Consider the following 21,105-nt stretch of genomic DNA (forward strand, 5'->3'; position numbering starts at 1 on the left):
AACCGTAATCTACGTCGTAATAATGAGACAAAATCTTGAAAAAATTTCTTTCCTAATCATGGAAAAAATTCCAAACTGTAGAAAAGAAAGACTTATTTTTGAAATATTATGATTTATTTTTATACAGTCCAATTTGAGTAAATTTTGAGAGGAGAATTTTTTTAATCCAAATGACTTTTCGGGATTATTCATAGAACGGGATCTATATTTGAGACTAGTCCTTCGATTCTGATTACCGATAATAAATTAAGAACATGAAAATCATCGGGGTCATCAATATTCAATCCTCTTTGTTTATCAGTAGCCTTTCTGCGGTTGGGTTAGGTGTTCTTTTATCTATCACTCAAGTCAAAACCCCAGAGAACTTTCAAGAAATAGAATTTTCCCCTTTAAAAGAAAAAAACGAATTCAGTCCTACTTTCAAAGGAAAAAAAGAACCAAAAGAAATTCAGACATTTCAAATTTTAGGTTCTAAAGAAGTTCATAAAATAGAAAAAGATTTAGAACTTACAGAAAACAAAGGCTTCAATTTTACAGGAATGGGTAACGTTTGGAGAAGTTTTTCCCACAATTTAAATTGGAAACAACCAGATATTTTACTTAACGATTCAAATTTAGGTTGGTCAGGTGCGCGCTTTTTAGGAGTAAAACAAGATAAATTTCAAATGATGACTTCTATTCTTCCTACCGTACCTTTTTCAGAATTGTCTCCTTCTTTCAAAGGAAGGAAAGCGGACCCTTTCGGAGCCACAACAGGAATCAATCAAGCTAAGTTAGACTCCTTTGAATTGAGTTATGCAGTTTTACCGGGAGTAAACGCAATTTTGAAAACCGGAAATTCTCTACCTTATACCGCGGATCAAAGGGATCAGGGTTATTCGATGGCTGGATTTTCTTTTCAGCCAAACGAATATGTCAGTACTAAAATTGTTTCTGGAAGTTCTTTCGGAAATTCAAGTTTAACCACAAATAGACTTTCTTATTCTGCCAATTCTCCGTTTACAAACGTAGATCCGAATATTGGAAACAATCCGGTTCTTAGAAATCAAGCGATGGGAAATACAGGGGGCAGGGTAATTGAATGGCAGGCAAACATCCAACCCGTTAGACGTCTTTCATTTCAAACTTCTGTTTTGAACAAGGAAAAAGACAAAGGACTTTATAATCCGGAAGCAGCCCGCTTTTCTATGTTTATTGATTTTTCCAAAATCATTTTGAATGTAAGATATAGTTATTCTGCAGATCCAAATACTAGAAATAACGGACTTTATATCACTCCAGAATCTGACGCAACTACTCTCGGATTTACAATGCTTTTAGATCCGGCAGGAAGATACTCTTTATTCTTTGGAAATAATTACTACAATTTACTCTCTCAAAAAAATTCCGGGATCAATACTCAGGTTGACGAACCACTCCGTTCTTTTTCGGCGAGCTTCCGAGGAAAAACAAGTTTTCAGAATGCGATTTTTTTTATGAATTTCAGAAACAATCTTTCCAAGGGTGTAATTTACACAGACGTTGGACCGTATAGACTTCCTGCTTTCTCTCAATATTACACGGAATATTTTACTTCTCTGGGAATGGAACTTTCCTTCTAATTCGTTTTTAACATTTTTGAAATTGAATCGAAAAAGATTTTTCGATCGATCGTTTGAGTTTATAAAAAATCATAGATAAAAGTTTTTTGAGAGGGAATATAAAATGTTCGGTAACAAGTTAGAATCCATCAAACAAATGAATCAGATGCGCGTGAGAATGAAAAAAGTGGAAAAGGATCTTATGGCACTTTCTTTTGAAGCGAAATCTAAAAACGATCTAGTAACTTGTATTTCTGATGGTAAACTCAATATCAAAGACATATTTATCGAAGACGAACTTCTCGCAAAAAACGATAAAAAACTTTTACAGAAAAGTATCAAACAGGCGGTGTCTCGTTCTTTGGAGCTGGCACAAGATGCCGCAGAAGAAAGAATGGCGGAGTTTCGTGGAATTATGGGAATGGAGTAAACGCAAGCAAAGGCACGTTCAGAAGACTGTCGCTTGGGTTTGCGCAAATCTATATGAGTAATTTAGAATGTAATTCAACATGTTTGTGATAGTTTCCGTAATTTGTACAGAAAAATTCAGTTTTATAAAAATTGATTGAGAATTTGTAATTTAACTCGGAAATTTAAAACTTGTCCCAAATCCTAAAACGCGACCTGTCGAACAATTCATGGAGAGTGAGACGCTGAGTTTGGAAAGTGTTTTGCTTTAGTTACTTCGAGCCGACCTATAGAGTTTAGGAAGCGAAACGCTTTAGTTCCATAAAATGTGGGAAACTACTACAAGAATTTAACGAGATCAGAATTGCTCGAAAGTTGACTTAATTGGAACTACTGCATTTTATTAAAAATTTCTAAAGAATGATCACATAAAATTATTTGATGTTTTGGGACAAGTTCTTAATGTTTAGTTTAAAAAAGAAACAGTATGATTTGTTATCTTTGATAATTTATGTTTCTTTAATTGAATTTTGTTCGTTGAACCATTTAAAAACGGAAAACTTACTTCCGCTCAAGATCACCTTGCCTTTGTTATCTGGAGAATATTACTCTAATATTCAAAAATTAGAAGAAGGTTATTTTGTAAGACAGTTGTTTTTGGACATGACCCGAAAGCAGAATAAGTTTGTTTTTACACAATTGAGTGTGACGCTCAGTAAAAACCGAGAAGAAACTAGAATTGAAGGAATTGTAAAAGTTACGGCCCGAGGAGCCGAGTTAATTCCTGAATCTTGTAGAGTTTTTACAAACAAAGAATCCGGAAACCGATGGGCTTTAGTAAGAGTTTACGATTGTGATCATCTTTCTTTTCAAATCGAATCCAATCGGCCTAATTTCATTTCTATCGAACCGGATTTTATACCTGGAAATTCGATCGGCATTTATAGAAAATCTGCATCTTCCGATCCAAGTAAAATCAGCGCGCTCGTTTTGGAAAGTAAGGGTAAAGTCTTAGAGGTTTGGGGGCTTAGGCTTTCCAGAGTGAGAAAAAACGCAACCGTTGTATTAGAAAAAGAAAACGGGCAAAAATATTCAGTCCGGGCCTTAGAAACCGTCGAAACCACTGGACAAGTTTTGGCGGAAAAAATCCCTATCGAAAAAGGAGATATTCTTTTGTATGATAATCATACCAATTTTGGATCTTTTATATATTAAAGAATTAAAATATTATAATCCTGGATGTATTGGGATCAGTTTTAAATAGGGGAGTCGTTTTCGGATTTGGTCTAGTTCTTCCTTGGATAAATTTAATTCCGACCATTCTAAATAACGTAGATAATTCATTTCGTATACTGGATGTATTTCTTTAATTTTGGTATGTCCGATTCTAAGTTCTAATAAATTTTTACAATTTGAGATTGGTTCTAAGGATGAAATTTCAGTGTTTCTAATATCTAGTTGTTGTAATTTACATTCTGAGCCGATAAAAGATAGATCTCTGATTTTCGTTTTATACAAACCTAATTTAGTCAATTTTCCAATTTCGGAATATTGTTTTAGATCTTTTTCGTCTACAGAAGTTTCTCCTAGATATAAACTGTGTAAGGTGGGCAGTTTGGACAAAGGAGAAAGTTCTTTTACTTTGGTTCCATTTAAGTTTAAAAAACCAATCGTTTTTAAAGAACTGAGTTCTTCTAAATTCTGAAATTCAGGATGTAAAATTTCCAACGAAACTAAATTTCTAAAATCTACTAATCTAGTTGTATCTGGAAATTCACTTTCATCAAATCCTATCCAACGGATTTGATACGGATAATATCTGAGGATTTTACCTTCTTTGGAAAATACTGGGATCCCACCTGGGATAAATTCTTTTTTGAATAAAGAACAGGAAAAGATCCAAAAGCAAAAAATTAAGATCTTGAATAAAATAAAAAAACGGATTCGGGTCATTAGGTTATTTTTAATCAATTAAAAGTAAAATGCCAGTGGATAAAATCCAACTTTAAAACTTTACCGTCAAGTTCGTAAGATTCTAGGAACTCCCGCTTTTTTAGAATGGGATACTTTGATTTTGAGAAAGTGGGACTTATTCAGGATCTTTTAGCTTTTACATCAAAATGTAGGAACTACCACAAACTTAAATTTTATAAATAAATTTTGAAAATACGGCTAGCATTTTTAGAGAATGATTTCTCATTTTCTTTAGGACAAAATTACGTTAAAAATCTAAATTTGTTTTACTTTATCCTGATTTTGAGTTTGACTCTCATCTTCACGTTTTCAAGATGATCCAAAATTAGCAAAGGAGTTCAATATGAGAAAAGTTCAAAAATATATAAATACAGCAGTTATTTTCAGTCTGATTTTTAGTGTATTCTTAAATTGTAAAGATGACAAAAAAGACGATATAGATCCGTTATTGATTTTGGTCGGTTTAGCTTCTGGTTCATCCAGTTATAACTGTTCAGCGACTGTAAAGGGGAAAGTTGCTTCTTTGCCTGCGATGACTGCAACTACCGCCGTTCAAACTCTTGTTTACGGTAAGGTTCCGTTTGTAAATCATTCTATTGCAGCCGTAAAAGTGACAGGCGCGGTTAACGGAACTAAAGTTGTTTTTACCGGACGAAACGTTGCTGATTTTGATGAAGGAACTTCAAATAATGAAAACGCACCTCTGATTTATAATGCTTCTTCTTGCCCACTTGCCGATTCTAACCTAGATACTACAAGATCTACTTACACAACAAATAGCGAAGGTCAGTACGGTTCTGCAGCCGGAGACGGTCCTTACACTTATACTTTAAACGCTACAAAAGGTGGAGATTATTACTTCGTTTTTTATCTTGCAAGTAGAACCGCAGAACCTCCTACAACCACGTTCCAACTACAATAAAATTTCTATCTATAAGATGAACCGATTCCCGATCCTCAAACAGTTTTTGAAATATACTTGTTTTTGGTTCGGGATTTTCTTTCTTTTTCATTGTGCGAGACAACATCCCGCCGTCGATCAAAACGAGGTCGCGTTTAAACAAGCGCTTCTCGATCTACAAAAACAAATCGAAGAATCTACTCGGTCCAAAATTATTTCTACGGAACCCAATGGAGATGGTTCTTTTACTACAAGAATTCGATCCGTTTCGTATGACGTTTGGATCAAATATAATTTTGCCGACAAGTCCCAAGCTTTTGTTTCGGACACGTCTGGTGGGTGGGACGTAGGTTTTCAAAGATTTAAACTTCAAACCAATAGTGGGCTCACACATTCAGAAGGACAAGGCGGGGCTTGTATGACTAATCCTGCGGTTACTGAATTTGAGGCTGCGGCTTCTTCTACTTCTACCGCTTTAGGTTGTACGAACGTTTCTTTTTCTTCCGATACGAACGTATCTGAACTTGCAAGTGGGGGAGTTCAGACAAACTATGTGGGTAACGACGTACTCAACAAGTGGTTTAATTACAGTCTCGCTTTTTTGCAACCTAATTATAAGGTTTTTGTAATCCGTTCGAACACAGGAAATGAATACTATTTGTTTCAGATTACAGGTTATTATAATCCCGAAGGCACTTCGGCCCATCCGACCATTCGATGGAAACAAATCCAGTATTAAATAAATTGAATATGTATTTCCGATTAAGTCGTTTTTTTTCGTCCAATTGGATTCAAATTTTATTCTTGTTTCTTTTTTATGTTTCTATTCAAGCTCAAGATGAAAATCCAAAGACTGAAAATAAAGTCGCCCCAAAAGAATCGCCAAACACAATCACTACGAAAGATAATACGATTACTACTGGCCCTAAAAAAGACAACGGAAATGGCCAAAACGGGCAAATCATTCCAGATGTATCCCAAATCGTAGTTACAGGTTCTAGGGGAGAACGTAGGCTCAAAGATTCTACAGTTGCTACCGAAGTCATCTCCCGTAAAAAGATAGAAGCAAGTGGGGCTAGAAATGCGGCAGAAGTTTTAGAAACCCAATTGGGAATTGATGTGGTACCTTTTTTTGGGGGTTCTAGAGTTCGAATGCTCGGTTTAGATTCTCAGTATGTTTTGATTCTCATCGACGGTGAAAGAATTTCCGGACGTTTAAATAACGCTGTGGACCTTAGTAGATTCAAAGTTCAAAACATTGAAAGAATCGAAATTGTAAAGGGCGCCTCATCGGCGTTATACGGAGCAGACGCAATTGGCGGAGTAATTAATTTAATTACGAGAGAAGCGGATAAAAAACTAAGCTACGAAATGAGAACCACTTACGGTAATGGAAGCAGTAAAAATTTCAATACCGAAGGAGAATTCAATACTACTGCTAACATGGGTTTTAGAAATGAGCATGTAAGTGGTGCGGTTTCCGCGGGTTACAATAAAAATCCCGGTTATAGATTGGTTCCAAATTCTCAGGCGACTACTGGGAACGCGTATCAAGATTTAAACGCAGGAATTAATCTTACCTTTAATCCGGATGGAAAATTCAAAGGTAAAACTAGAATTCTTTACCAACACAGAGATCAAAACGGAGTGGATGTGACCCAATCCAAAGCGGTTTTTGATCGTAATAATAAAACTCACGACTTTTTAGCTACTGGTTCTTTAGAATACGGATTTGGAAAAAGAAATTTGGTTTCCTTTCGAGGAAATATTTCTAAATGGGAAAACAAATACTATAACAATCAAAGAGGTTCGGATGAATTAGATGTAAAACAATTGAACTCTGAATTGACTTCTCAAGGAACTGCTCAATTAGACATGGAAGCTTCCGAAAGACATTTTATCACAATGGGAGCCGAGAACTTTGCAAACGAATTAGAATCAGATCGATTACAAAGTAGGTATGTATATAGAACTAGAAGAGCGGTATTTTTTCAAGACGAGTGGACCGTTTCTCGTTCTCCTCGGATTCGAGTAGTACCAGGAGTAAGATACGACGATGATTCTCAATTTGGAAATCAAACAACTCCTAAACTTGCAGCCCGTTATGATATTTTTCAGAATTTAGTTTGGAGGGCGAGTTATGGAAGAGGTTTTCGTCCTCCTAGTTTTCAAGAATTGTATCTTCGTTTTGAAAATCCAGCCGTAGGTTATGTTGTAGAAGGAAATCCAAATTTAAAACCAGAACGGTCGATTACGATTAACTCAGATTTAGAATACAGTCCTTTTAATTTTTTGACTTTTTCTTTAAGTGTATATCGAAACGATATTATCAATCTGATTCAGTATAAATTCGATTCGAACAAGGGAAGAGAGTTTGCGGAATTTCAATTGCGGAACATCGCAAAGGCTTATACAAGAGGCGGGGAATTTGGAGTTCAATATAGATTTTTAAAATACTTTACTCTTGAATTGGGATATAATCATACAGATACTAGAGATCTAAGTTCGGATAGACCTTTGGAAGGAAGAGCGCTTCATCAGGCGTCTGCAAATTTCATCTACAATTCTCCCGGAGGGTTTCAATTTAACCTCAGAGGGAAACATCTAGACAAAAGACCCTTTTATAGTTCGACTAACAATCTTTCAGCGGCAGGACAGGATTATATTCCCAGCGAAGTGAAATTGAATGAAAATCCTCCCGTGATTTACGGAAAACCGTTTACGATTTTAAACGTAAGAATAGAACAAAAATTTTTTAACAAGCACTTCGCTCTTTTTTTGGGAGTAGATAATTTACTCAATCAATACGAATTGGCTTACAATCCCACTCGGCCTAGATTTTATTACGGTGGGTTTTCTGCCCAATTTTAATTTCTTTTTTAAAATTTGATTCATTCAGTAAATTAAAAAAGTAAAATATTTGAATGTACTGTACCAAACTTCTAAATCCTTTGTAAGAAATTGAATACAAAAACTATCATATTTCTTTTGGAGGAGATAATTTCAGTTTAATTCGTTTCACTTTTTCAGGGACGACTATTTAAGAATTTGTAATGTGACTTAATTTGTGGGAAATACTACGTTTTGTTAAGAGTGCACTTGGAATTTAGAATATGCTAAGAGCTTGTCCCAAAACCTCAAAGAATTTTATGTCATAGTTTTAGAGATTTTTAATAAGATGCAGTAATTCCTACAAATTAGATCGTATTTGTCAACTTTCGAGCAGTTCTAACCTCGTTAAATTTTCGTAGTAGTTCCCACATTTTTAGGTTTTGGGACAAGCTTTAAATTAAAAACTATGTTTGATTCAAAAATTTTTTCTATAAATCGTTCCGCTTGGAAAGTTCTAAGAACCGTTTTTGGTATGGACATTCTTTTATTGGACGACAGTCAAAAAATTGAGTCTGCTTTGGTAGAAGATTCTGTTGGTACAGATTCTCTTTTGGTTCCAGATGTTTATTGGAATCGTTTGAATTTTCAAGAAAGAAAAGCGCTTCGGGGTAAACTTCCTTTTCTATTGAGAAAATATTCTAAGCAGATCGCTTCTATGAAGCGCCTCCATAACCGGGCGGGTAAAATCAAATACAATCGGGACGTTGGTAAAATGAAAAAATTTAGCATTCGGGTTCATACTGGTGTTTGGGCGACTTTAGGCGTGTTAGCTGCAGCTCATGGGGTTTCGAGGTGTTATCTTTTTAATTACATGCTTTGGTTGGAGGACCTTGGTGGAAAAGAGGATTTTTTTGTTAAAAGTTTAAACCGGGGAGTTCCTAACTTTCACTGGACTTACAAAATGACTTGGAAAATCAACAGGAGACAAAATCTCATTTCAAGAGAATTACAATTTGAACCAAACCCAATGACAGATAAATACCCATATTCTGTGACTTCGTGAGTAACTAATGAAAAGCGATTAGAATTGAAACATTATGTTGCGATTTATCCAGAGTAACATTTAGTTTTTTGTAACTAACGTGAATACGGCATAACACGAAAGGGATCGATGCGATAAAACTCAGCAGAACGCTCTCTATGGATCGTGTTCTATATTGAAACTAAAAAAGATTATTATATAAAGTTTTCTATATGTAATTTATTAACCAGAGTTCGGTCCGGCTGCCAGTGGCAAGTCGGATTTGCCCAGATTTTCTTACGCCGAACTTGCGTTAACTAAGGTTTAAAAATATACCAAAAAATTCAGTTTTTATGCAAAACTCAAATTTCTTGAAAACAAGAAAAAACAAATTCAGATACACAAGAATTTTAAAATATTCTAAAGTTATTTTTGATTAAGAATTTTGTAAAACGGAATGCTTGCCAGAACAATCAAAATTTGTGCTATTCCGAATAAGAGTGCGGTAGGAGAAGATCCTATAAAAGGGGGCCAAGCAGTTGAAAACCGATCCAATCCCACCGAAGAAACCGGGCCTAAAAAAAATCCGAGAGAACCAAATCCGGTTAAACTTGCCATTACGATCCCGTTATTCTCCCGAGGGCAAAGAGAAGATGCGAGCCGTAGAGAAGTAGCAAACATCAAACCTGCTCCTAATCCACAAAAGAAAAGTGAAATTCCAATCCAAACAATAGACTGAAATATACCGGAAAGTGTTAAAGAAATACCGTAGATCAAGGATCCGATTGCAACTGGAAAATACTTTCCAGTTTTTTTAGAAAGACGAATTGCAGGATAAGATAATAAGGCCATGGGTAAAAAAACTAAAGATAACATCTTTCCGGTTTCGGAGGGGTTGAGTGAAAATTCTTCCCGAAGACGTAGATTGAGTGAACTCATAAAGTATCCGGAAGTAAAACGATCTAAAAATTGAAATGCAAGAGGAAACAAAAGAAGAGGGTGTGTTAAAAATAAAATCAAAGATTCTTTCCAAGAATGTCTTTTGGAAACTATAGACTTTTCTTCGGGAACAAATTGATATACAATCCATCCAAGAAACAATAAAATTACCGAACCAAATTGAAACGGTAAAATTGGATTCAATTTTCCTAAAAAACCAAACGAAAGACCTACAGCGCCTCCTAAAGAAAGAAGCATTCCAGATAAACCTATCAAGGTTCCGTTTCCAAATTTACGTTTAAAATCTCCGTGTTCAAAATCAGCAACGGATGCAAGAAGTAATCCGATCACGAATACGTGCGCTCCTCCTTCCAAAAAGCGGAGGAATAAAAGAATGGAAAGAGTATCTGCGTAAGGAAGAAGATTTAAAAGTAAAGCATCTAACCCGCAAAAAAGTATGATAATTTTTTTGCGAGTCCCAAAAGAATCCGAAAGAAAACCAGCCACAGGAGAAAAAACAAAGGAACCGAGCATTGCTATACTCAAAAACCAAGCGACTTCTCCGTTACCGGATTGGAATCTATCCTTTACAATTTCCTTAAATACTGGAACGATCATCGTTACCGGAAGCATTGCCAAAAAAATCGCCACCGGTAAAAAGTATGCGGACTTTTTAGAATCAACCTTTTCCAAGAACGGAGTCATACGTTTCCTTACCGATTGCGGAGACTAAGTCTTGTTCCAATTCGGAAAAAATTCCCTGATTTAAAAGAAATACCTGTTTTGATTCAGTGAGAATAGATTGTTTTTCGGAATCATTTACTGGCAGAGAATCTAACGCGGCACGGTAATTTTGTTTGAATCCATTGATGTCTTGAATGGCAGGGAATTCGTAAAAAGAAATTCCTTTTCCTTCTGGAAGATTTAAAGCTCTGGCTGCTACTTTTTTCAAAATTTGCCCGCCGGAAAGATCCCCCAAATAACGAACGTAAGAATGAGCCGCTAAAAGTTCCGGTTGAGTTTCTGAAATTTTGCGAATTCTTTTCACATAGTCTTGAGTTGCCGCACTCGGCTGATGATCATTCGATTTCCAAGTTCCATAAAAAAATTGAAGGTCTTCTAAAAGTGCGTTTTTACGGTAGAGTTCTGGAAAATAAATAGACTTTAAAATCAGATTGTTCTTATTACGTTCCAACTCTTCTTCCATAGATTCATAGACATAATAAAACGCTTCTAAATGTCTTGCATAGGTTCCCTTTTCTAATATTCCTTTCATAAAACAACGAATGAAAGCAGAACTCTCTGCGGCTTTGTGCTCTTGAGATGTTCCTTCTCGTAAAATAGTTGCTAAACTCATTTTGGCTCTCCTGACAATACTGTGACAATTCTCACAAATTGATACTGAGAATCAAACTTATTTTTGGATAAATATACAGATTTTCTAAAAATGTGGGAACTCTTACAAATTAGGATCAGTGGCCCTATATTCAATTTTAATGATATATGAGTTTACTCAACAAATTATAGATGTAGAAACTCATACTTTCTTTTTATGAGAGTTTTTTTCGTTAGGAAAATATTAGAGATTCATAGAATATTACTCAAAACTATATAATAGAATTCTTACATATTTTATGATAAATTAATTTTATATTTTTCAGAGGTATATAAAGTACCTAATATTTTGCACTGAAACAGTGTTTTGCGATAAAATTAAAAGTACACAATTTTATGGAGATCAAATAGCAATCGTTTAAGCGACTTTACACCTTTTTTACTGGAATCTTTATCGTTTGCAGTACAGATTTTTCAGTAGAAACTCATTTTCTTCCGGCAAAATAGTTCTACAAAGATTATACGTTGTAGTTGTACTTAAAAAATCGTCTTCTTTCTTCAAGAGTTTATCCCAAAATTCAAAAGAAATCAGTTATAATTGTTTTAGTAAGTTCATTAGAGTTGTTGAAAAATGAATCGCCACTTAGTTTTTTTTCATGTAACGGTCAATTGAAGCAGTTTTGTTAATTTTAACTATGAAATTTTTCAACAACTCTATTATAAAACGTAGGAGGTTCCTACAATCCGAGATCTTGAGACAGACTTAAAATAACGCGAAAGGGATCGATGCGAGAGAACTTCAGCAGAACGCTCTCTCAAACTCAGCGCTCGCTTCTGGAAACTCAATGCATCCGCTCCGCAGGTGCTCGACAGATCGCGTTAAACTCAGCAGAACGCTCTCTATGGATCGCGTTCTATATTGAAATCTATGACGATAAGTAGTATAACGTTCCTGTATACAATTTATTGACTAGAGCTGGCAGCCGGATTCTTTCCATATTTTCTTACGTCGAACTCACGTTAAAATAAAAATACACGATAGAATATCTCATAATTTAAGAACGTAACAATCGATAAAAACAAGTTACACCATGACACATTTTACTATTTGGACGCATGAAAAGAATACCATGCTGCGTTTGTTTCAAAACTTAAAATGTGGGATCCTTTCAAAAAACCAACAATTCTAGGTTTGGCATAATTTCGCGAAGACTTCTTATCTTTAAAAAATTACCTGTTAATTTTTGGTACTATTTTCATTGTCTAAGTAGTAAGTTAGAAAGGTTCGTATTTGTAAAATAAAGAGTTCCCTACAAGGAAATGTTAATGGATTGACAAGAAAAACAAAAAGATCCGAAAATTTATAACAATCGGCCGTATAACGTGGAAAGTAAAAAGACAGTTCTTAGGAATACAAAACAGAAAGGAGAAATTTTGAAAGTTTTGGAAATGGCAAAAGGTCCACTTTCCATCAAAGAAATTTACGAACTTTCTCGAAAGAATCTAGACAATCTAGGAATCGCAACGGTTTACAGGGCAGTCAATCATCTGATGGAAACTGGGACCATCCATGAGATTCATCTTCCAGGAGAATCTTCCCGTTTCGAGGCGAGTAATCATCATCACCATCATTTTCACTGTAAACAATGCGACCGTGTATATGACATTGAAATCTGCCCGATTCCTCTGGACAAAAGTCCGAAAGGTTTTACTGTGGACACCCATGAGATCATTCTCTATGGAACCTGTTCCGATTGTAATTCCAAGGCACGATGAATTCTGAAAACCGAATCAAAATTAAAATAATCTGGATTTTTTTACTCCTTTTACTTGGATTTTTATTTTTAGACAGAGTTCTATTTCCGATCGCACTTTTTGAATTTCCGAATGAACTCGAATGGGACACGTCTCCTTGGTACAACTTTCTTCATAAACGAAAAAACATTCATTTTGAAAAAGACGAAAGGGGAATTCTCATAACGGGAAGTAGTGTAGCACTTTATTCCGCGTATCCAAAACAGATAACCGAAGAAATACGAAACTCTAACATAAAAGATAGAAAAAAATTCAGAACGGAATTTTATTCTCATCCGGCTCTGTCTCCTACAGATCTTTATTACTATTCGGACGATATTTTATCTAAAAAACCAGAACTGGTAGTCTACATACTCAACCCAGCAGATTTACAATTAGATTATATTCAAAAATTAGAATCTTCTGAAGTTCGTTTTGACGAACAAACAAGAATGAAAGACTACAAAGTTCGTCATCAGAACCGTTTCATTTTCCCTGGTGAATTTCTTGCGGATCATTGGAGAAATTATACAAAGGTGGAATTTTTTGCTCAATTGACAAAAACATTCATATTGTTGAATCGCTTTAGAAGTTTCTTATACGATCCTTGGACGGAATACATAGAACATCATACAAGAACCATGCGTTCTTATCATTACTACACAGGTTCTATACCTAAAGAAGGGATTTTTCTCCGAGGATGGACTCCTCCACAATTTACAATCGAGTGCGAACTCAAAGATGGAAAATTGTCGGAAGATATTTTTACTCAGAAGCCGGGGATTCGGGTTCAAATCGAAGAAATAAATCCAAGTGAAAAACATTTAAACAGAGAACCGATTTTTTATGATCAAACTTTTTCTAAACCCGGATGGAAACCGCTTTTTATCGATTTCAAAAAGAATTCATCCGTAGAAAATCCTAAATTAGTGACCTTAAAATTTACTGTTTCTCCTACTACAAGTTCTGATGAAGTGGACGCTAGAATTTTCGGAATTCCTGCTAACTACGGAATTCGTCTCCCTCAGAATTTTTGTAGAAAGGAAATTAAAACCAATATTTCTTACGATAGAATTCACGGTTTAGACGATGATCGAATTGAAACCATGTCCGATGAAGATTATTTAAAAGATTATGAAAAACGTCTTTATTTCAATCCGGAAAACGAGGGTGCTCTCAATCGTTTAAAAAGAATTCAAAGAAACAAAGAAATTTTAGGAAACTCAACTTATTTTACTTGGTCTGAAATTCAATTTTTGGAAAAGACAATCGCTAAATTTCAAGCAAATGGTCAAAAATGGATTATCGTCAATTCCCCTGAAAATCCGATTGAAAGTAAATATTATAAAAATGGAAATTGGTATCGCGGTTATCTTGAATTTTTAAATTCTTATAAAAATGATACCTACGGTTTTTATGACCTCAAAGATTCAATTCCGGATAAAAAATCGTTTTTAGATCCGCATCACCTAACATTTAACGCTGCAAAACGTAGTTCTTCTTTATATACAAATGTCATTCTGGATTTTTTAAACGTTTCGGAGCAGAGAAAATGATTCTGTTTTTTTCAAAAATTCGCACTTTTTTTGAAAACCCTTTTTGGATTCTTCCTTTATTTTTTACGTTATACGTTCTTTGTTCCTTGTTGATTTGGAAAAAATACGATTGGAATCCAAGTTCGCAAATTAATTTTGGAAAACAATTCGTAGTTCAAAATACGGAAGAAACTCCAAAAGGTGCGGTTATTTTTTTAGGCCGACCAGGTGATTTAGGAGCCGGTTACGACGGACAGATCTTCTATTACTATTCTAGAATGTTAAGCGGATTCCATTTAAATTGGCCCAAAGGATTTGAAGAAAATATCCGGGCTCCTAGAATCGGTTATCCTCTTTTGGTTTCTGTTTTCGGTTGGTCCGGAACTTGGGGAACTGTATTCGGGATGTATTTCTTAAATTTATTTCTGATCTTATTTTCCTGGTTCTTAATCAGAGATCTATGCGGGGCAAAATATCGTATCTATTCTAGTTTTTATTTATTTTCCCCTTTTCTTTTAGGAAGTTATGCACTTTTAGTCAGTGACGCAGTGTTAACCGGACTTTTAGTAATTACATTTTGGTTTTACAAAAAGGAAAAATGGATTTGGTTTTCTTTACTCGGTGGGCTTTCGATTTTAACAAAAGAACAGGCGTTTTTTTTACTCTTTCCTTTGGGCGTTCAATCTCTTTTAGAAAAAAAATGGAAGGATTCTAGTCTAATCGTTTCTACTTTGTTATTACCGTTTCTTTGGGCGGTTTTTTTAAGAATTCAATTTCCGAATTGGTCACCAATCCGATTTGCTGATTTTTTTACCCCGTTAGACGGTTTTATAGGTTACTGGAAGGAAATTAACGAACCTTCTATATTATCTTTTTTGCAAGTTCCTAATTTAAAAACGGGTCTTGTCCTTTTTGCTAAAAAATTTTCTAGACTTCCTCTTTTTCTTTTGTTCCTTGCGGGTTTGTTCGTACTTTGCAGTGGAAACTGGAAAAAAGGAATTGCGGGAAGACTTTCTTTTTTTCTGGTAATCTTTTCCGTTTTTTCCGCTGGTTATGTATTATATTGGTCTTCCTATGAAAATGTTTCTAGAATGTTTACGGTTTCGATCGCATTTTTAATTTTTTGGAAATTAGAAGACGATACTATTACAGACCTTTACTATTGGGTTGTTACGGCAAGTATCCTTTTGATCTTTTTGTTTAAACTTGCGTTTGTTTCTTCTATTCTTCCTTACGAAATTTGGAAATAATAGTATTTCATCAGAAGTTTCTAAACAAATTTAATCAATAAAATAAAGTTGAAGTTCTCGTCTTTCATTTCAAGTTAACGCGAAAGTTCGGTTATATGTTTATTACTTCAGAGTTATATAATAAAGTACCCAATCTTTTACACTTCAATAGTGTGAAATTCAGAGAAAGAAAACCGGGGCGAATCCGGCGTTGCCGGACCGCGCTTTCAGCTCCGATCAACAAATTGAGGGACAAAATCTTTTCCTGAATTCAATTTGTTGATCCCGCCTCAATCGCTTTCGCATTAGATGATACCGAAAACGCGTTAACCGACACTTTATCAGGTACTAATTCTATAAAAATCAGTAGTAAAAGTTTGAGTTCCTACATTCTAAGTCTGTATCTAAAATATCGCCCTGCTCACGTTAGATATTTCATATTAGAGCTGTTGAAAAAGATCAACAAAACCGCTTCAATCAATCGTTTTCATGAAACGGAAACTGATGGAGATTCATCTTTCAACAACTCTATTATCGAAAATAGATTTGTGATAGTTCTCATAACTTTGCGGAAAAATTTGGTGAAGTTCACGTTAATTGAATTTTATATTTTTCTAAAATCAATCTTCGTTTTCCGAAAAACGAATTTTGTAACTTTTATAAATTCTTTCGTTGATTTCCGGAAGTTTTTTTCGATTCAAAGCAATTTCAGTTCCATCATCTAAAGAGATCAAAGCGTATTCCAATTTACCGCGTTTTATACTTTGTCTTAAATCTTGAACGGATTTTACGTTTTGACCGTCTATCTTTTCCACGATTTTAAAATTTAGATCGTGGAAACCGTTGTTGGATTCGTCTGGAAGAACCTGAGATAGAAGAACGATCTTTCCGACGTCACCTTCCTTTTCGTGAAACTTGTAATAGTCGTAGAGATAAAGAAGTTTTCGATCTACTCTAGATCTCCAATCCTTTCCCCATTCTTCTAAAAGTGCTTCGGAAAGTTCTAAAAAAACAAAACCACCTTCTACGGCAAAATCGTTGGAAGCGGGAATATTTTTAAATGGAATTCGAACAGCAGAATAAGGAAATGGTTTTAATTTCATATTTAAACGGATCTTTTTCTTATCTCGTAATACTAGAATAGGAATTTCTTTACCTAAGGAATATCCGAACGAATCCCCTGCATGCGCCAGAAAGGAAAGAACTTGTTTCCCGTATAAAGGATGTTCTATGTATCCTTTAGAATCTACGTTCTTACCACCGAATTCTAAAATAATATCTTCTAATTTGAGTACACCGCTTGCAGATGATCCTGGAATCAAATCTGCAATTAGAATTCCAGAATCGGATTTTTCCATTCCATAATATTTTTTTACGGAACTGTCCGTAATTGGACGAAAACGAAATCCTTTATAACCGAAAATGTCAGAACCGGAACTACTTAAGAATTTTTGAATGATAAAAGAAGGTATCATTCTGCCTGAATTTTTACCGGAAGTAAATTCGTATAAAATACCGGAGACTTTTCCGTTTTCGATAATCACCTCTCCAAAACCGTTCAAACCTTCACTGGAACTTACGTCTACAACCGGAAGTTCGACCTGACCCAGAGGCATCTGATCCATGTCCATACTCAAAAGTGAAACACTTGTAGTTTGAATCGAACCCGAATTATCGAGTTGATAAACGTTTGTTTGTTTTGGAAATACTACAATGGGAGAAAATTTAAGAGGAACTAAATCTTGGAAGAAATCTTTTTTTTCTACAAGAAGAAGAGCTAAATTAGACTCCGGGTCCATACGAAACACGTTCGCCTTTATTTCGGAATAGGAAGAATATTTTTTTACTTCGATTAGAGTTGCATTCGGTAAAAGAGAGTAGGGAATCAGGATTTGGTTTTCCTCTGTAACAATACCTACACCTCTACGAACCCTGGGATTTTTTTTCTTCCAAGGTTGATGATATTCTGGTTCTTGATATGTAACTTTGATTTGAACGATACTTTTATGATATGTTTCCTGAGTTCTATTATTAGACGAAGCCGTATTCTCTTTGGATGATATGAGCCCCTCTTTCTTATTGAGATCAACTTTCTTTGTTTTAAAAGAATTTTTTTTAATAAGAATAAGATTGGATTCTCTTTTGGAAGGAATTTCTCCCGAAACTCCGAAGGAAAAACAAACTAATATTATTATGGTCCAGATTCGTAACATTATAATTTCCTTAACTATTCCAGGCCGTAAACTTTACGGATCTTTTCGTCCGCTTTTTCTGCTTCTTGACGATTTAAAATCAAAGGGACCTGAATATCTAAAAATTTCAAACGTAGATATTTATCCTTGGATTCTTTTAGAATTTTTTTTCAGATCTTTCAACTCTCCAACGGGTATTCCATTCACGGATTCTAAAATCATATTTACGAAATAATCCGAGGAAGAATTTACCGGATGAGAAAGTTTTCTATATAAAACTACGTCTGTCTTTTTAGTTCGATTGAGCCCATCCTCTATAAAGTAAAAAAATCTATATAATAACTGACTCCCTCCAGAAGTGTTTCCGCTTCGTCCCCAACTAGTAATTAAATCTCGAGACATCTCTTGAAATAGTAGTCCACCGATCATTTCAAAATCATACGATCGATCGTATTGATTTCTCATAAAATCGAAATCGGACATACGACGAGCCGGAAAAGACACAGACATTTCTTTCCCTTCCCGATACAACTTAAAAGAAATCTTATCTCCCGCGTGTTTGTTATCTACAATTTCTACAAAGTCTACTCTTGCGTCCTTGTCTTGCATAACGGTTCCGTTTTTTCCAATCGGCTGTCCGTCAATTTCTACTAGAAAATCTCCTTCTTTTAAATGGTTTTCAGCGGAACCATTTTTCAAAACTCTAGAAACAAAAACACCTTCCAAATAATCCGGAATCCCTTTTGCTTTTCTAAGAAAAACGTTAAACGAATTTAGAGTTCTCACTCCTAATTCCACGTATCCATCGTATTTTTCGTCTTCAATATCCGTGAGGAAATGGCGTATAACGTTTGTAGGAATGAGATAACCTATATTTTCTCCTTTGGTCGCTACTTGAAACGCAACTCCTACTACTTTGTCGTCTTGAATGGCGGGTCCTCCCGAATTTCCGGGATTGATTGCAGCGTCTACTTGCAAAACCAAATGACTGTCTACCGCAGAATGAGAATAAACCGATTGATCTTTTCTAGATACGATTCCACGAGTAACTGAAACTTTATTACCTCCGATCGGATAACCTACTACAATCAAAGGAGAATTGAGCTCCGGAATTTCTCCGAGTTGTAGATCTCTGGAATCTTTATAGAAGTCTGGATTTTCCGCTTCTAAAACTGCTAAGTCACAATCGTGAGCGAGATGTAAAATTTTGACTCCATACCATTCGGTTTGATTGTATCTTTGAACTTGAACGAACTTTGCATTGGAAACTACATGTGCGTTGGTTAAAATCCTTTTATTTCCGATTAAAAAACCAGTTCCAGAGCCCGCCCGAACTGTATCAGTCGTCCAAGGAGAAAACGGATTGACCGCTTGAGAATAAACCCGAATTTGTACGACTCCTTTTCTAAGTTCGTCAAAGGGTAAAGGATTTTCGACGGCATAAATCCCTGACTGTATAAAAAGTATCAATCCAAGTGAAAAAAAATGACCCACATTTTTAAAAAGGATTTTATTCCAGATTCTAAAAGAAAGTGATAATATTGCCGTCAATGAAATCTCCTTAAAAATATTCGAATTTTATAATTTTCTAATGACCTTCAAACTCACAAATCGAAAAAACCGGAACTTTGAGTTCTTCTTGAAGTTTTTTACTTCCTCCTAAATCTGGAAGATCTATAATTACTCCAGCTTCGTAGATTTCTGCTCCTAATTTTTTGAGAAGTTTCACCGCGGCGATCATGGTTCCACCTGTTGCAATCAGATCGTCCATCACAAGAATTTTATCTCCCGGTTGGATCGAGTCCTTATGTATTTCGATCATGTCTTTTCCGTATTCTAAATCGTATTCTTCCGACACGGTTTCAGAAGGTAATTTTCCTTTTTTACGTATGGGAATAAAACCAACTCCAAGTTGAAAGGCTAACGGAGCACCTGTGAGAAAACCTTTGGCTTCGATTCCTGCTACTTTTGTGATTCCTTTTCCTTGGTAACGGTTTACAAAAGTACCAATGGTAAGTGCAAGTCCTTCCGGATCGAGTAAAAGAGAGGTTATATCACGAAACAAGATTCCAGGTTTTGGATAGTCGGGTATGGTTCTAATTTTGGATTTAATGATAGACATTTAAATTTTACGTCTCGTAATTTTTAATTTACGGGTTCTATTCAAAAAATCCAAGACATTTCAAACAATTCTTTTTTGTCTTAAATACAAAAAAGCCCGGTAGGACCGGGCCCGTTTTATGTCTTTCGACTTACTTACAAAATCTTTTAGTACTTTTAATTTGGAAAACTTCTATCAAATCCAATTACGTTTGGCGAAGAATCTCAACGTAAAACAGGCATTTGACGACATCTCTACTTTTGAATACTTACTGATAGAGGTTCCCTTAAGATTTTACAACAAACGTATTCAATATCCAGAGTTTTTCAGAGCCGCAATTCTTGCTTCTAAAGGAGGATGTGTAGAGAAGATTGCCATCCACTTGTTATGTCCGGATATTTTCATTGTAGCAAGAGCTTCTTTTCCTCTTTCGTCTTCTGGAGCATCGAATGTGCGTTTTAGTTTTTCTAATGCGGCAATCATATTCTGACGTCCGGCAAGTTTTGCTCCACCTGCGTCTGCGCGATATTCCCTAGTTCTAGAAAAGTATGCTACCACAATTGATCCTAAAATACTGAATAGAATACTCAATACAATATTTGCAATCAAACGAACTGTATATTGAAGTTCGTCTTTGACCATTGTACTTAACGCGTAGCTGATAATCCTTGAAAAGAACATTACAAAAGCGTTAACAACTCCTTGGACCAGAGTCATAGTTACCATATCTCCGTTAGCTACGTGTGCTAACTCATGGGCGAGTACTCCTTCCACTTCCGAGTTATCCATCGTTTGAAGTAGACCGCTGGATACTGCTACTAAAGAACTGGATTTAGAAGGCCCAGTTGCAAACGCGTTTACTTCTGGAGAATGATAAATTCCTACTTCGGGCATCGGAAGATTGGCCGTTCTCGCAAGCCTTTCAACTCTGGAATACAATTCTCTTTCCGCTCCGGAAGCAGACCTTGGGTCTATGATTTGCACTCCCATCATCATCTTTGCCATAAATTTGGACAGAAGCAATGATACGAATGCGCCTCCCATTCCCCAAAGGAAACAGAATACTAGCAAAGAACCCAGATTGATTCCATTTGCATCCAAATACGGACCAATACCAAGTACACTCGTTACGATTGAAATCGTAACGACTACGAGTATGTTAGTCAGTAAAAACAATCCAATTCGTTTAAACCACATTTAGGTTTCTCCTTATAATTCTATAAATACTATCTAAAGTCCTTTTTCTTTTAGATCTCACAATACG

Annotated in this window: 16 protein-coding genes and 2 pseudogenes; 10 read left to right on the forward strand and 8 right to left on the reverse strand. The window is 35.4% G+C overall.

Features of this window, described 5'->3' with window-relative positions; translation table 11 throughout:
• Positions 1 to 9: 9 nt before the first annotated feature.
• Positions 10 to 284, reverse strand: a pseudogene (locus LEP1GSC059_RS23650) (hypothetical protein).
• Here LEP1GSC059_RS23650 and LEP1GSC059_RS10020 point away from each other — a divergent pair.
• From LEP1GSC059_RS10020 to LEP1GSC059_RS10030, 3 genes are all read left to right on the forward strand, one after another.
• Positions 255 to 1,601: a hypothetical protein gene (locus LEP1GSC059_RS10020; protein WP_020980709.1), complete on the forward strand. Its 1,347-nt coding sequence runs from the start codon at positions 255 to 257 to the stop codon at positions 1,599 to 1,601. The pseudogene LEP1GSC059_RS23650 and the gene LEP1GSC059_RS10020 sit on opposite strands and share 30 nt — an antisense overlap.
• 103 nt (positions 1,602 to 1,704) lie before the next feature.
• Positions 1,705 to 2,010 carry a YbaB/EbfC family nucleoid-associated protein gene (locus LEP1GSC059_RS10025; protein ID WP_002180083.1) on the forward strand — a complete coding sequence of 102 codons (306 nt, stop codon included), beginning with the start codon at positions 1,705 to 1,707 and terminating at the stop codon, positions 2,008 to 2,010.
• A 440-nt stretch (positions 2,011 to 2,450) separates the two neighbouring features.
• Positions 2,451 to 3,203 carry a hypothetical protein gene (locus LEP1GSC059_RS10030; protein WP_020980683.1) on the forward strand — a complete coding sequence of 251 codons (753 nt, stop codon included), beginning with the start codon at positions 2,451 to 2,453 and terminating at the stop codon, positions 3,201 to 3,203.
• Positions 3,204 to 3,215: 12 nt separating this feature from the next.
• Here the strand turns inward: LEP1GSC059_RS10030 and LEP1GSC059_RS10035 are convergent, their stop codons facing one another.
• Positions 3,216 to 3,941, reverse strand: coding sequence for a leucine-rich repeat domain-containing protein (locus LEP1GSC059_RS10035; RefSeq protein ID WP_017213383.1), 726 nt, complete (start codon positions 3,939 to 3,941; stop codon positions 3,216 to 3,218).
• 364 nt (positions 3,942 to 4,305) lie between these two features.
• On the opposite strand from LEP1GSC059_RS10035, the gene LEP1GSC059_RS10040 reads away from it, so the two are divergent.
• The 4 genes from LEP1GSC059_RS10040 to LEP1GSC059_RS10055 all read left to right on the forward strand — a co-directional run bounded on the left by LEP1GSC059_RS10040 (position 4,306) and on the right by LEP1GSC059_RS10055 (position 8,758).
• Entirely contained in the window at positions 4,306 to 4,884 is a 579-nt protein-coding gene (locus LEP1GSC059_RS10040; protein WP_002179683.1) for an LIC20153 family lipoprotein, read from the forward strand.
• A gap of 16 nt (positions 4,885 to 4,900) precedes the next feature.
• Positions 4,901 to 5,602: an HmuY family protein gene (locus tag LEP1GSC059_RS10045; protein ID WP_017213382.1), complete on the forward strand. Its 702-nt coding sequence runs from the start codon at positions 4,901 to 4,903 to the stop codon at positions 5,600 to 5,602.
• Positions 5,581 to 7,734: a TonB-dependent receptor plug domain-containing protein gene (locus tag LEP1GSC059_RS10050; RefSeq protein ID WP_020980664.1), complete on the forward strand. Its 2,154-nt coding sequence runs from the start codon at positions 5,581 to 5,583 to the stop codon at positions 7,732 to 7,734. The genes LEP1GSC059_RS10045 and LEP1GSC059_RS10050 overlap by 22 nt, the downstream gene beginning before the upstream one ends.
• A gap of 493 nt (positions 7,735 to 8,227) precedes the next feature.
• On the forward strand, positions 8,228 to 8,758 hold the full coding sequence (locus LEP1GSC059_RS10055; RefSeq protein ID WP_036057431.1) for a DUF1564 domain-containing protein: 531 nt from the start codon (positions 8,228 to 8,230) through the stop codon (positions 8,756 to 8,758).
• Positions 8,759 to 9,142: 384 nt separating this feature from the next.
• Here the strand turns inward: LEP1GSC059_RS10055 and LEP1GSC059_RS10060 are convergent, their stop codons facing one another.
• Both LEP1GSC059_RS10060 and LEP1GSC059_RS10065 read right to left on the reverse strand, forming a co-directional pair.
• Positions 9,143 to 10,360: an MFS transporter gene (locus LEP1GSC059_RS10060; protein WP_017213379.1), complete on the reverse strand. Its 1,218-nt coding sequence runs from the start codon at positions 10,358 to 10,360 to the stop codon at positions 9,143 to 9,145.
• A complete protein-coding gene (locus tag LEP1GSC059_RS10065; RefSeq protein WP_004429493.1) occupies positions 10,335 to 11,012 on the reverse strand; it encodes a biliverdin-producing heme oxygenase in 678 nt (225 codons plus the stop codon). Before LEP1GSC059_RS10065 ends, LEP1GSC059_RS10060 begins: the two co-directional genes overlap by 26 nt.
• Before the next feature lie 1,361 nt (positions 11,013 to 12,373).
• Between LEP1GSC059_RS10065 and LEP1GSC059_RS10070 the strand changes: the two genes are divergently transcribed.
• The 3 genes from LEP1GSC059_RS10070 to LEP1GSC059_RS10080 are packed head-to-tail and all read left to right on the forward strand — an operon-like array spanning position 12,374 to position 15,569.
• A complete protein-coding gene (locus LEP1GSC059_RS10070; RefSeq protein WP_002179801.1) occupies positions 12,374 to 12,766 on the forward strand; it encodes a Fur family transcriptional regulator in 393 nt (130 codons plus the stop codon).
• Positions 12,763 to 14,340 carry a hypothetical protein gene (locus LEP1GSC059_RS10075; protein WP_017213378.1) on the forward strand — a complete coding sequence of 526 codons (1,578 nt, stop codon included), beginning with the start codon at positions 12,763 to 12,765 and terminating at the stop codon, positions 14,338 to 14,340. The genes LEP1GSC059_RS10070 and LEP1GSC059_RS10075 overlap by 4 nt, the downstream gene beginning before the upstream one ends.
• Entirely contained in the window at positions 14,337 to 15,569 is a 1,233-nt protein-coding gene (locus LEP1GSC059_RS10080) for an AZOBR_p60025 family cell surface glycopolymer formation protein (protein WP_020980716.1), read from the forward strand. The genes LEP1GSC059_RS10075 and LEP1GSC059_RS10080 overlap by 4 nt, the downstream gene beginning before the upstream one ends.
• 599 nt (positions 15,570 to 16,168) lie before the next feature.
• On the opposite strand, the gene LEP1GSC059_RS10085 is transcribed toward LEP1GSC059_RS10080, so the two are convergent.
• The 4 genes and pseudogenes from LEP1GSC059_RS10085 to htpX form a co-directional block, all read right to left on the reverse strand.
• Positions 16,169 to 17,761: a PDZ domain-containing protein gene (locus LEP1GSC059_RS10085; protein WP_020980691.1), complete on the reverse strand. Its 1,593-nt coding sequence runs from the start codon at positions 17,759 to 17,761 to the stop codon at positions 16,169 to 16,171.
• A 14-nt stretch (positions 17,762 to 17,775) separates the two neighbouring features.
• A pseudogene (locus LEP1GSC059_RS10090) lies at positions 17,776 to 19,291 on the reverse strand (S1C family serine protease).
• Between the two features lie 37 nt (positions 19,292 to 19,328).
• On the reverse strand, positions 19,329 to 19,862 hold the full coding sequence (locus tag LEP1GSC059_RS10095; RefSeq protein WP_017213376.1) for an adenine phosphoribosyltransferase: 534 nt from the start codon (positions 19,860 to 19,862) through the stop codon (positions 19,329 to 19,331).
• 288 nt (positions 19,863 to 20,150) lie between these two features.
• Positions 20,151 to 21,038, reverse strand: coding sequence for a protease HtpX (htpX, locus tag LEP1GSC059_RS10100; RefSeq protein ID WP_004444052.1), 888 nt, complete (start codon positions 21,036 to 21,038; stop codon positions 20,151 to 20,153).
• Between the last annotated feature and the right edge of the window lie 67 nt (positions 21,039 to 21,105).

This window comes from Leptospira noguchii serovar Panama str. CZ214, assembly GCF_000306255.2.
GTDB classification, from domain to species: Bacteria; Spirochaetota; Leptospiria; order Leptospirales; family Leptospiraceae; genus Leptospira; species Leptospira noguchii.